This is a genomic window from Salinivirga sp. (assembly GCF_035268865.1).
Lineage (GTDB): Bacteria > Bacteroidota > Bacteroidia > Bacteroidales > Salinivirgaceae > Salinivirga.
The window spans coordinates 1-13,900 of the sequence record NZ_DATFKB010000106.1; the positions used below are offsets into that span (position 1 = coordinate 1).

At 40.8% G+C, this 13,900-nt stretch carries 7 protein-coding genes; 6 read left to right on the plus strand and 1 reads right to left on the minus strand.

The genetic code is table 11. The features are described from left to right. The 6 genes from VJ937_RS06650 to VJ937_RS06675 form a co-directional block, all read left to right on the plus strand. Positions 1-2,267: hypothetical protein (locus VJ937_RS06650; RefSeq protein ID WP_324066110.1), on the plus strand; the 2,267-nt coding region annotated here is incomplete at its 5' end. 88 nt (positions 2,268-2,355) lie between these two features. Then, the gene (locus VJ937_RS06655; RefSeq protein WP_324066111.1) at positions 2,356-5,427 is read left to right on the plus strand and encodes a hypothetical protein; all 3,072 of its coding nucleotides are present in this window, start codon (positions 2,356-2,358) and stop codon (positions 5,425-5,427) included. 2 nt (positions 5,428-5,429) lie between these two features. After that, positions 5,430-5,933: a T9SS type A sorting domain-containing protein gene (locus tag VJ937_RS06660; protein WP_324066112.1), complete on the plus strand. Its 504-nt coding sequence runs from the start codon at positions 5,430-5,432 to the stop codon at positions 5,931-5,933. A gap of 39 nt (positions 5,934-5,972) precedes the next feature. Further along, a complete protein-coding gene (locus tag VJ937_RS06665) occupies positions 5,973-8,591 on the plus strand; it encodes a tail fiber domain-containing protein (RefSeq protein ID WP_324066113.1) in 2,619 nt (872 codons plus the stop codon). A gap of 93 nt (positions 8,592-8,684) precedes the next feature. After that, on the plus strand, positions 8,685-9,188 hold the full coding sequence (locus VJ937_RS06670) for a T9SS type A sorting domain-containing protein (RefSeq protein WP_157754539.1): 504 nt from the start codon (positions 8,685-8,687) through the stop codon (positions 9,186-9,188). Between the two features lie 4 nt (positions 9,189-9,192). Next, complete coding sequence (locus VJ937_RS06675) at positions 9,193-11,700, plus strand: hypothetical protein (protein WP_324066114.1); 2,508 nt, start codon at positions 9,193-9,195, stop codon at positions 11,698-11,700. Positions 11,701-11,725: 25 nt separating this feature from the next. Here the strand turns inward: VJ937_RS06675 and VJ937_RS06680 are convergent. Then, the coding region (locus tag VJ937_RS06680) for a PAS domain S-box protein (RefSeq protein WP_324066115.1) at positions 11,726-13,900 on the minus strand (2,175 nt) is incomplete at its 5' end.

Consider the following 13,900-nt stretch of genomic DNA (forward strand, 5'->3'; position numbering starts at 1 on the left):
TACTTGTGCATGGCGATACTGCAGCTAATACCGATGATCCCATTTTTGAAGTAAAAAACAAGGATGGCAATGTGGTTTTTGCTGTGTACCAAAATGGTGTAGAAGTAAACGTAGACGAATCTTCGCAAGAAAAAGGCCTTAAAGGGGGATTTGCCGTTGGCGGCCTCACAGGCGGTAAAGACAGCACTGTGCAATACTTCCGGGTAACACCAGACAGTGTACGTGTTTATCTCAGAGAAGATACTACCAAAGCACAAAAAGGTGGTTTTGCCGTGGGCGGCCTCACATGGGGTAAAAATAAAACTATTGGTAACGAATACCTTCATGTATCGCAAGATAGCGTGCGCATTTACATTGACGAATCAGGTACAAAGGCACAGAGGGGTGGATTTGCTGTAGGTGGACTCACATGGGGAAAAAATAAAACCCCTGGTAATGAATATCTTCGCGTATCATCAGACAGCGTGCGCATTTATATTGACGAATCGAGCGGGAAAGCACAAAAAGGAGGTTTTGCAGTGGGCGGATTAACATCCGGAAAAAACAATCTCAATGACTTTTTGCGCGTCACAGGCGATAGCACGCGTATTTTTGTAAAAGATTACAGCGCAGGTTTTGGTGTGCTGAATATTGACGGAACTCAGTCAACCAGTTTTCTTGATCTCACAGAGTTTAATTATTTCATAGGTCATGAAAGTGGTATAAATCGCACTATTGGAGTATACAATTCAGCCATAGGTTATTTATCCGGCAGGTCTTTGGCATCGGGTAGCTACAATGTTTTTATGGGATACGAATCAGGCAAATTAACATATAATGGCTCAAGTAATGTATTTCTGGGCTATCAGGCAGGCCAGCAAAACACAAGCGGAAATAATAATTTGTATTTAGGTTACCAGTCTGGTTATTACAATCAGAGTGGAAACTTCAATACATATATGGGCTATCAAACTGGTTATTTCTCAGATTACGCTACATCAGCTCCAAATTACAACACCTATATTGGTTATCAATCTGGGTATAATACCCGCTCAGCTAGCAATAATGCCTTTATAGGCTACAGAGCAGGGCGAACAACAAGCTCAGGAAGCAGCAATGTGTTCATTGGTACCGATGCAGGTTATTCAAATACTACAGGCTTACATAACGTGTACATCGGACATGAAAGTGGACGCACGGCAAGTACACCCGGATACAACACATTTCTTGGCTACCAAACCGGATACGCCAACACTACTGGTAGCTCAAATGTATTTCTTGGTATTAGTGCGGGTTCTGTCAATACAACCGGATACGGAAACACCTTCGTTGGCCCTGGAGCCGGAAACCACAATACAACCGGATTCAACAATGTGTATATCGGAGTGAGTTCAGGAGAATACTGCACTACAGGAGATTTCAATATAGTAATTGGGCCACAATGGGATACGCCTAATGAAAGACCCGGAAATAATAATATTTTTATCGGACCCAATGCGGGAAAAAATGAAACCGGATCCAACAAACTCTATATAGGATCAACACCTCTAATCTATGGAGATTTTGCCAACCAAAGAGTCGGTATAAACACAACAAATCCCGATGCACCCTTAAAAGTAGAATCAACAACAGCAAATACGGGAACCATTCGTAGTGAATCAAAATACAATGGATCAAACCCGCATTATGGTGGAGCCTTTAATGCAAGCAGTGGAACACAAGGTATTGGATGTTATGCCGCAGGAAGTTTCCGCGATTTTTTTGCTGGAGGTGCAGGTACAAATTACTACCCCTTTACAGGGGCTCACGAGGTTATTTTAGATGCAAACTTCCCAGAAAACACAAAACCGGGGTTGATAGTGGTCTTGACTGGTCACGTTGAAAAACGAATTACCGATGATGGTTCTGTCTCCCTTTCATCAACAATGCCTGAAGTCACATTAAGCACAAAAGCCAATGACAAAGCCGTTTTGGGTGTTTTCTTATCTGAAGATGAACATACGAAAGATCACTGGCTCAAGAAAAACATTAGAGCCGGAACAGTAAATGCCCTGGGCGAAGGTCGTGTATGGGTTTGTAATAGCAATGGACCTATTGAAGCCGGCGATTACATTACCACTTCCACGGTTCCCGGTTATGGGCAAAAACAGGACGACGACCTTCTGCACAACTACACTTTGGGTAAAGCAACTGAAACCATCAATTGGGAAAATGTAAAGAAAACCATCACAATTAAAGGAAAAACATATAAAGTTTACCTGGTAGGGGTAGTATACACAAGTGGCTGATATACAGAAAAACAACACAAACAATATATCCATGAAAAATAACTAAAAAAATAAATTATAAAATTGTAAAACTTTAAACCATTGAACTATGAAAAAACAGCTTTTATTATTTGCCTTTTTATTGGGATATTTAACCCTATGGGCACAACCCAACACATTCAATTATCAGGCAGTGGTGCGAGATACAGACGGAAACCTCATTACAAACCAACAGACTTTGTTGAGGCTTTCTATTACCGATTCTGAGCAAAACATCTATTACGAAGAGGAACACCAGCCAACTACATCCGAATTTGGTCAAATTCAAATTGAAGTGGGCGGCGGAACACTAATCTCAGGTTCTTTTGTCGATATTCCATGGGGGTCGGCTCAGCTACTGCTAAACGTTGACATGTCGATGGATGAAGGTAATACGTTCACAAATTTGGGACAATCTCCCCTGCTCGCCGTCCCCTATGCATTTTATTCCGCTACAGGCGATCCCGGCCCCGAAGGCCCTGCCGGCAACGGCATAGAAACAGTAGAAGATAATGGCGATGGCACGCTCACCTTCCATTTTACCGATGGTTCAACTTACATTACACCAAATCTTGCCGGCCCTACCCTCGAGGACCAGCCTGGCAACCTCATCTACCATGACTCTACAGGGTGGGTGGGCACCGATGCCATAAAAATTGCAGGCAGCAATGTGGCTATTGGCACCAACCCTGCTATATCCAGGTTACTTGTGCATGGCGATACCAATGCCAGTGAGGATGATCCCATTTTCGAAGTCAAAAACAAAAACGGAAATGTGGTATTTGCCGTTTACCAAACCGGAGTGGAAGTAAACGTTGATGAAACGACTAGTGGTAAAGGCCTTAAAGGTGGTTTTGCCGTGGGTGGCCTCACAGGCGGAAAAGACAGCATTGTACAATACTTCAGGGTAACACCTGACAGTGTGCGCGTATACCTCCGGGAAGATACTACAAAAGCGCAAAAAGGTGGTTTTGCTGTGGGAGGGCTCACCTCTGGCAAAAGGACAACAGAATACCTGAGAGTAACACGTGACAGCACAAGAGTATATGTCGATAACTCAACAAAAGCACAAAAAGGTGGCTTTGCCGTGGGTGGACTTACAGGGGGCAAAAATAAAGCTACTGGTAACGAATACCTTCACATATCGCAAGATAGCGTACGTATTTATATTGATCAATCGAGTACCAAGGCACAAAAAGGTGGTTTTGCCGTGGGTGGACTTACATGGGGGAAAAAGAAAAATATGGGCAACGAATATCTGCGTGTATCATCAGATAGTGTGCGAATCTATATTGATGATTCAGAAACGAAAGCGCAAAAAGGTGGCTTTGCCGTGGGTGGATTAACCTCAGGGAAAAACGGCAATCAGTCATTTTTCAACGTAGAAATAGACACAGCCCAAACCATTGACCCCAGTGAACCAAGAATTCTATTTTATCCTGTAAAAAATGCATTTCTTGCCGGACAAGTGCTTGTAGAGTCCGCGGATAGTGTGGGATTAAATTCTACTGCTTTGGGTTATGAAACAAAGGCAATTGGAGATTTCTCACAGGCGTTTGGCTATAAAGCACATGCTTTTGACGATTATTCTACGGCAATTGGTAATAATGCTTCGGCATCCGGTTATAGCTCCTATGCATTGGGCGATTATTCAGAATCTGAAGGCGAAGCTTCATATGCACTTGGAACTGGTGCATTTGCTACAGGTTTGCGTAGCTTTGCATTTGGATCAATTGGTATTGATTCTGCAGGTGCAGCGACAGGCAATACTAAAGCCATTGGCGACTTTTCATATGCCATGGGTATGGGATCAATAGCAGATGCAAAAGGTGCTTTTGCAATGGGAACGCAGGATACTGCTTCTGGAAATTACAGTTTGTCAATGGGTTATCAATCTGTTTCTTCCGGTAATTGGGGAAGTACAGCCATTGGTTATAAGTCAGTTGCAAGTGGTGAGGGCAGTATTGCAATGGGAAATCAAGTTGTTGCAGAAGGCCATACAAGTACAGCATTGGGATTATATGCAAAAGCACTAGGGCATCACAGTACAGCACTGGGTAGAGAGCTTACTGCAAGTGGGGCTTATAGTACAGCCTTAGGTTATCGAACTTTGGCCAGTGCCGACAGAAGTACAGCTATAGGAAGTGAAACAAATGCTACTGGTGAATATAGTACCGCAATCGGCCACGCAACAATTGCAAGTGGTACTTATAGTACCGCAATAGGAAATGGGTCCGAAGCATTTGGTGAATATAGCTTTGTTGCTGGTTATCAGTCTTATGCCGATAAAATTGCTGCTGTTGCATTAGGATATCAGGATACTGCTCTAGGTCAATATAGTTTTGCGGTAAACTTTGAAACCAAAGCTTTTGGCGATTATAGTTCCGCTTTTGGTTATCGTTCAACAGCAAGTGGCACTGTTAGTTTTGCATTTGGTAGTGGAGCGCTTGCAAGCGGGAATACCAGTATAGCTTTAGGAACGATTACATCTGCTATTGGACAAAATAGTATTGCTACAGGTATGTATTCAGAAGCAAGTGGCGGACAAAGCACAGCGATGGGAAATGAAACAGTTGCCAGTGGTGAAAATAGCACAAGTATAGGTTACAGAACAGTTGCCAGTGGTGATTACAGCATAGCAATGGGCCGATATATTGAAGCAAGTGGTACCAATTCAATTGCTATTGGGTTGGATTATAATAATCCTATTCCCGTGCTTAGCCAGAATAACACAATGACTATTATGGGTGGCAGAGTAGGAATAGAGACGCTTTCACCAGATAAAACACTCACTGTAGATGGAGATGTACGAATTACTGGTGATATTTATTATGGAGCTGTTGGATCATTTAATACATACCTGAAACCAGATTTTGTTTTTGATGATCAGTATACAAAAAGCTATGATATTATCGAAATTGAAAATTTCATTAAAGAAAACAATCATTTGCCCTGGTTAACTCCTGCCGATGAAGAGCAAGAAGGTATAAACATGACGCGAATGACTTTTGAAACCCTTGAAGCAGTTGAGAATATTCAAATTCAGGTTATTGAACTGAAAAAACAACTTAACCTTGCCATGGAGATTATTGAAAAACAGAATAAAACCATTAAAAAATTGAAAACAAATAAAAATAATTAGATATGAAAGCATTTATATTGACAGCATTATTAGTTACATTTTTGGAGTTTGGCTACTCACAAAACATCTCTAAAGAGGTTGTTGCCTCTGCAGGAGAAACTTACACACACACTACAGAAAATTTCACAATGAGCTGGACGTTAGGTGAAACTGTAATTGGAACATTAACCTCAGGTGACGGTTCGATTACTATCTCACAAGGTTTTCATAGTGGTGGTCCTTTAAGCGGAATCGGAATTGATGAATATATGCATAATGAAGGAATGCTATTCCTCTATCCCAACCCGGTTGATAAAACCCTGTTTATGTATGTCAGCAGAATCGGCAAAGCTGAATTTTCTTACAAAATATTCAACTCACAAGGACAAGTAATTGCGATTGACAAAGTTTCTAAGATCGATGAACTTATTGAAATAGATGTATCAGGAAATAAACCAGGCATTTATTTCCTGATTTCTGAATTTAAAAACGGAGAGAGAAATAGTTATAAATTTATAAAAAACTAGTTCCAGTATTTTATTTTTAAACAAAAAATATTTAGTAACATGAAAAAACAACTTATAACATTGTTAGTGGTTTTAGTGACTACTATTGTTGCATTTCCCCAACCCACCACATTCAATTATCAGGCAGTGGTGCGAGATATCGATGGCAACCTTATCGCGAACCAGGATATTCAGTTCCGTGTTGAAATTTTAGATAATGAGCAAAACATTCAATACGCAGAAATCCACAGTATCCAAACCAATGAATTTGGACAGGTAAATGTTGAAGTAGGCGGTGGCACACCGCAAGAAGGAGACTTCTCTGTAATTCCCTGGGGCACCGTTAAGCTATATCTGCGAACAGCCATATCTTTAGATCAGGGCGCCAGTTACATCGAAATGGGACAAGCTCCCTTACTCGCTGTACCCTATGCATTATACTCCGCATCTGGAGAACCTGGAACAGGTATTGAATCAGTCTCCGATAATGGCGACGGCACACTCACTTTTCATTTTACCGATGGTTCAACTTACATTACACCAAATCTTGCCGGCCCTACCCTCGAGGACCAGCCTGGCAACCTCATCTACCATGACTCTGCAGGGTGGGTGGGCACCGATGCCATAAAAATTGCAGGCAGCAATGTGGCCATTGGTACAAACCCGGCCATCTCCCGGCTACTCGTACATGGCGATGTTAACGCTAATATCGACGATCCCATTTTTGAAGTAAAAAACAAAGACGGCAATGTAGTATTTGCCGTTTACCAAAATGGTGTAGAAGTAAACGTAGATGAATCTACGCAAAACAAAGCCCTTAAAGGAGGATTCGCTGTAGGTGGACTTACCGGAGGTAAAGACAGCATTGTACAGTACTTTAGAGTAACGCCCGACAGTGTGCGTGTATATCTGAAAGATGACACCACCAAAGCTCAAAAAGGCGGTTTTGCCGTTGGTGGGCTCACATCAGGAAAAGGCGCTTTGGAATACCTTAGAGTAACACGCGACAGCACCCGCGTTTATGTCGACAACGCAACAAAAGCTCAAAAAGGAGGCTTCGCTGTAGGTGGACTTACCTCAGGTAAAAGCACTGATTATTACATGAACATTACAGAAGACAACTATTTCATAGGTCATCAAAGTGGTGGTCAATTGAATACCGGTACGTATAATTCCACATTAGGGTACCAATCAGGCTATTCTGTTTACAATGGAAACAGTAATTCATTTATTGGTTACCAGAGCGGTTATTCCACAACCAATGGTGAAGGCAATTTATTCCTTGGTTATCAATCAGGTTTTAATAATGTAGAGGGATACTACAACTCATTTTTAGGATATCAGTCCGGATATAGCAACACAGTTGGCAGTGCCAATAGTTTCCTGGCCAGTTACAGTGGATATAGCAATACAACCGGAAACCTAAACACTTTTGTAGGATACGAATCAGGTTTTTCCAATACCCTGGGTACAGCCAACACTTTTATCGGAAGTTACGTAGGACAAAATAACACAGAAGGCAATTACAATGTTTACATAGGTGAACGAGCAGGTTATATGGGTACAAATCCCGACCTGAATGTTTTTATTGGTTACAGAAGTGGATATGAAGTCAGCTCAGGATCAGCCAATGTAGCTATCGGATACCGAAGTGGGTATAGTTTAAATAATGGGAACGATAATGTATTTCTGGGAACTAATTCCGGATACAATATTGAAGACGGATATAGAAACATTTGCCTGGGTTCAAACTCAGGATATGCCCTTTCTAACGGCGATAATAACGTCTTCATTGGCGACAGTACTGGCTATTCAGGTGGTTCTGTAGATGAAAGTGTTTTTATGGGTTCAGCAGCAGGTAAAAATGCCCTAAACAGCACCGAAAATGTTTTCATTGGATACCAGTGTGGATATCATACCACAAACAGCAACTTCAATGTTTATATTGGAAACAGAGCTGGAAGAGATAACAATGGTGGAAACAATGTATTTATTGGAAGAGGCACTGGCAGGTATGTAACAGCAGGAACAAACAATGTTTATATGGGTATTGGTGCCGGTGGCGACAATGCCGACGGAGACAATAACACCTACATTGGAACCCTGGCCGGAGGTAATGGAGTATCTGGAAGTAAAAACGTATATATTGGCAATTTTACCGGAGGTGGTGCCGTAGGCGACAGTAATGTGTTTATTGGCAATTTTGCAGGCTATTCAGAAAGTGGGTCGCAAAAACTATATATTGATAATACAAGTACATCGAGCCCGCTCATAAAAGGAGATTTTAACAGCAACTGCCTTCAGGTGAATGGGAATTTCTATTATACAGGTTCATTTGGCGCTTGTTCAGATGCCAGATACAAAAAAAATATCCAACCCATTTCCAATGCTTTAAGCTACATCATGAAGCTACAGGGAATTAACTATTATTGGAGGCAAAATGAATTTCCAGATGTACCATTTAGCAACCGTAAACAAATAGGTTTAATTGCTCAGGATGTAGAAAAACTCATACCTGAACTGGTTTCGGAAAACAACGACGGGTATAAAACCATTGATTATGCAAAGCTTACACCTCTATTAATAGAGTCGATAAAGAGCCAGCAAGAATCAATTGAAAAACAAAAACTTCTGATTAATGAACTCGTAAAAAGAATAGAAAAGCTTGAAAATAATTAATAATCCACCCGGCTCACAGTTTTGTTTTTCAGCAAATAAAGGACTAAATTGCAGGAAAAACAGGTGGCGGGAAACCCTAATAAACAACAAACTATGAAAACATTATTTTTAACAATAATCGCCGTTGCTGTAATGGAGTTTGCAGCAGCACAAACAATATCTAAAGATGTTGTTGCAACTGCCGGTGACACTTATACCAATACCAGTGAAAACATTGTGTTAAGCTGGACAATTGGACAAACTGTAACCGGTACCTTTTATTCTGGCGATGGCACTTTCTCCATAAGCCAGGGATTTCATACAGGCATGCCCCTGAGCGGCATTGGCATTGAGGAGTACTACTCCAATAGCCCTGTGCAAAACATTTATCCGAACCCAACGCATGGAAATGCATATCTTGAAATGACAAACAGCCAGGAAGGCCCCATAATTTTCAAAATCTATAATGCACAGGGAAAGCTGGTAAGTACACAGCAAGAAATCATTGAAAATGAAAAAATAGAAATCCAGTTGCAATCATTAAAACCCGGAATATACTTTATTTCTTCACTTTTTGAAGATGGAAATAAAAAAAGTCAGAAAATTATAAAACAGTAAAAACATGAAAAAACAGCTTATCTTTTTATCCATGCTGATGCTTGGGGTTATAAATTTATGTGCCCAACCAGACACCTTTAATTACCAGGCGGTTGTCAGAGATACCGATGGCAACCTTTTAACAACCGAAACCATACAGCTTCGATTGTCTATTCAAGATGATGGATCGAGCAACCATTATACTGAATTGCATGAAACAACCACAAATGAATTCGGACAAATTGCAATAGAAGTTGGTGGCGGAACATTAATTTCAGGCGACTTTAGCACCATTCCATGGGGAGATACCCGATTATGGCTAACCTCCGAAGTTTCACTCGATAGCGGAACGAGCTTCTCTCAATTGGGACAAGCTCCGTTATTAGCTGTGCCTTATGCGCTTTATGCAGCGTCAGGCGAACCAGGTCCGGAAGGTAATGGTATTCAAAATGTAATAGATAACGGAGATGGTACACTGACCTTTGAATTTACAGATGGCACCAGCTATACAACTCCGAACCTTGCCGGGCCTACACTGGATGCACAGCCAGGTAATTTAATCTACCACGATTCCACGGGTTGGGTAGGTACCGATGCCATTAAAATTGCCGGACAAAACGTTGGAATTGGAACAAACCCTGCAATTTCGCGATTGCTGGTACATGGCGATACAGCAGCAAGTGCCGACGATCCTATTTTTGAAGTAAAAAATAAAGATGGCAATGTAGTTTTTGCAGTGTACCAAAACGGTGTGGAAGTAAACGTGGATGAATCGACTAAGGAAAAAGGGCTGAAGGGCGGTTTTGCTGTGGGTGGCCTCACCGGAGGAAAAGACAGTGTGGTGCAGTACTTCAGGGTAACACCCGACAGTGTGCGTGTATACCTTCGAGAAGATACTACCAGGGCTCAAAAAGGTGGATTTGCTGTGGGTGGCCTCACAGGAGGAAAAGGGGTTGCTGAATATTTGAGAGTAACACCAGATAGCACCAGAGTCTATGTCAACAACTCTGCCAAAGGCCAAAAGGGTGGCTTTGCAGTAGGTGGGCTTACAGGTGGCAAAAACACAGGCATTCGCGATGAATACATCCGAATATCACCTGACAGTGTGCGTATTTATATTGATGAATCGAGTGGCAAGGCGCAAAAAGGAGGTTTTGCAGTTGGAGGACTGACAGGTGGAAAGCAACAACTCCCTCAATTTTTTAATGTGGAATTCGATACCACACAAACAATAAACCCCAGTGAACCCAGAATTTTGTGGTATCCCGGCAAGAATGCATTTATGGCCGGACAGGTACTCATTGAAGATGTCGATAGCGTTGGAAAAAACTCCCTTTCGAATGGCTTTGAGAACAAAGCCATTGGAAATGGTTCTATTGCAATGGGGTACCGATCAATAAGCCGCGGAATATTATCTTCTTCCATCGGCTATAATTCAGTGGCCAATGATACGCTTTCTTTTGCATTTGGAAATCATTCATTTGCAAATGCCCCCAGCTCCTACGCCTTTGGCTCCTATTCCAGAGCATTGGGATATGGTAGTTTTGCCCTGGGATTTTACGAAGAGGGCCTTGCTGCGTTCATTGAAAAACCAACAACAGCATCAGGGCCATTCTCATTTGCCATAGGATTTGGTTCCACAGCTGCCGATACTGCTGCCGTTGCAATGGGTGTTAAAGCAGAAGCTCTGCAGCCATTCTCAACAGCAATTGGTTTTGTATCGCAAGCGCAGGGCAGACAAAGTCAGGCCATTGGAGCTTTTTCTAAAACTACTGGGGACAATGCCACTTCCATAGGAAATTATGCTGAAGCCCAGGCAGTAAATGCTTTTGCATTTGGAAACAATGCCATTGCAGGTAACGACTTTGCTATGGCGGTCGGAAATACCGTTACATCGGCAGGTGAATTCAGCTATAGTTTTGGAAATAATATTACAAACTCCGGGAAAGAATCTTTTGGGCTTGGTAACAACATAATAATCACTGAGCTTGCTATGAATTCATTCGCTATTGGAAATAACATTGGTGTCAATTCACCCGGGTCATTTGTATTTGGTGACGGAACAGCATTGAGCCAAAACATGGCCAAACCAGAAAATAGTTTTACCGTGAGGTCTTCCGGTGGAGTTTATTTTTACACATCAAGCAACCTTGAATCAGGTGTAGAAATTACGAATGGCGGAAGCTCGTGGAATAACATATTTAAAAACAATCGTTTAAAACATGGTAAAGCTAAAGGAAGTGAGATTTACAAAAAACTGCAGCAGCTTGCGGTTGAGGAATGGAGTTATAAACAACAAGATGGCTCAATTAAACACATTGGCATTGACCCTGCCCTGTTTTATGAAACATTTGGTTTTGGCGCAGGTAAAACAAAAATGACCTGGATTGATCCGGTTGGAATTAACACAATTGCCATACAGGAACAACATAAGATTATAACAGAGCAACAAATTACAATTGAAAACCAGGCAAAAAAGATTAAGCAGCTTGAGCAGGAAATCGAGCAAATAAAAGAGCTAATTCAGAAATAGTAATTTAGTTGTAATTGCAGAATTGTTAGAGGTGAAACTTTCTGAGTTTCATCTCTAATACTTCCTGGGTAATTGGTTTATCCAAAAAATCATCGCAACCCTTTTCAATTGACTCAGAACGGTACTGGTTTCCAGTATAAGCAGTTTGCACAAAAATTATAGTGTCAGGGGAATTAAACTTAATCTCTTTAGCCAAATCAAGGCCATTGACATCGGGCAACCTCACATCCATTAAAACAAGATCTATATTATGCTCACTTACTAATGCTCTGGCTTTTGTGCCATTTTCTGCTTCATAAATTTCATATTGCATTTCGGCACCACTCAGCAGCTCAAAAAGCTGACTTAAATAAAGTCTGCTTGCCATATCATCTTCCACAATCAATATAGTCTTGCTATGCGCTTTATCTTCCATAATAACCTTTGATTTCTTAGTTTCTGTTTCTGCTTTTGGTACGTTTAAAACAATTTCAATTTTTGCTCCTTTTACCCTGTTTTTATCAACTATAATTTCACCGCCCATGGCATCTATAAGCCCCTTTGCGACTGAAAGTCCCAATCCGGCTCCACCATATATTCGATCGCGTTTTACATCGCCCTGCACAAATGGAATGAAAATATCATTTTCCTTACCTTTTGGGATACCAATGCCGGTATCTTCAACAAACACCAACAATTGCTGGTCTTTAAGTTGATACCCAAACCAAATAGTTCCCTTATTGGTAAATTTCACAGAATTGTTTAAAACTGCTTTTATAGCAAATCTAAGTTTGAACCAATCGATCAACTGCTCTTCATTATCCTCATCCTGAGGCAAAACCAACTTCAAAATTATTTCTTTATTGCGAACAGCATAACCAAACTCCTCATATAAATCTTCAAAAAAAGTTTGTAAACAAACTGGTTGTTTTTTAATACTGATCTGTCCGGTTTTTATTTTAGCAATTTCTACAGTATTCATAATAATTTCGAGCAGCTTGTCTGATGATTCTCTTATCAACCGCAAATATTGGCTATGTTTTGCAGAATTTGGCTCCACATGTTCAATCAACTGCGCAAACCCGCTAATACCGTTTAACGGTGTTCTAACCTCATGTGACAAATTTGCTAAAAACGCTGACTTCAGGCGATCGCTCGATTCGGCAAGCTCTTTAGCTTCCTGTAAGAGCTTATTGTTTTTTTGATAATCAGTTACCAGTTTTTCATATTGTAAGTTTCGCTCTTTGAGGTTAAATTCTGTATTTTTTCTATCTGTTATTTCCCTGTTATTCACGTAGCTTTTTATAGCCTCTGGATCTGAAAAATCGTGATGCACTACATCTTCAATCCAAACATAAGTATGGTCAGATTTCATAACACGGTATTCATACTTTACAATGCTCCTCTGATTTGAAATACTGGCTTTCAAAATGCTTAATATCCGTTTTTTATCATCAGGGTGAATGCGAGCTTCTAATTCTTCAAGAGATAAGCCCACAATATCGTCCTCATGGTAGCCCAAAATTTTGTAGTAAGAAGGCGATGCATAATGCACCACATCATTGATGAACAATGCAACACCATCATGAGTATTTTCAGCGAGCAACCTGTACCTTTCTTCACTTTTTCTGAGTTTTTCCTCAGCATCAACGCGGTCAGAAATGTCAATTATGGTAGAATAAAGCAGTTTTTTGTTGCCAAATAAAATGGGAGTTGAAAACACCTCTACATCTCGTATTTCTCCATTTTTCAGTCTGTGTTTAAATTGAAAAACATTCTGTTTCTGCTTTACAGTAAGGTCCATTTTCCCCAACACCTTCTCCTCTCCCAACGTATTGATGTCAAAAATGAATTTATTTATAAACTCGTGATAACTATAGCCATAAAATTTCAGTGCGGCAGCATTGGTATCTTTAATCATACTCGTATCTGGGTCGATAAGTAATTTTACAGACCTATCATTATAAAATAAATCACGAAAACGCCGGGCACTCTCTCCCAGCTGGTTTTGTATTTGTTTTCGGATCGTAATGTCGCGGTAAATTAAATATGCAGCTATAATTTCGCCATCTCCACTTACAGGAGTTCCTATAATGGACACATCGATTAATCGGCCACTTTTAGTTTTTCGTATTGTTTCAAGGCTCATTTCTACACCTTGTAAAACTCTCCCGGTTAAAAACTCAGCCTCTTTGACAAACTGCACAGTAGCAATATATTT

Excerpts from the sequence above, each read along its gene's own strand:
- VJ937_RS06675 (WP_324066114.1), top strand. The coding sequence starts at position 9,193 with ATGAAAAAACAGCTTATCTTTTTATCCATGCTGATGCTTGGGGTTATA.
- VJ937_RS06660 (WP_324066112.1), top strand. The coding sequence starts at position 5,430 with ATGAAAGCATTTATATTGACAGCATTATTAGTTACATTTTTGGAGTTT.
- VJ937_RS06665 (WP_324066113.1), top strand. The coding sequence starts at position 5,973 with ATGAAAAAACAACTTATAACATTGTTAGTGGTTTTAGTGACTACTATT.
- VJ937_RS06670 (WP_157754539.1), top strand. The coding sequence starts at position 8,685 with ATGAAAACATTATTTTTAACAATAATCGCCGTTGCTGTAATGGAGTTT.
- VJ937_RS06655 (WP_324066111.1), top strand. The coding sequence starts at position 2,356 with ATGAAAAAACAGCTTTTATTATTTGCCTTTTTATTGGGATATTTAACC.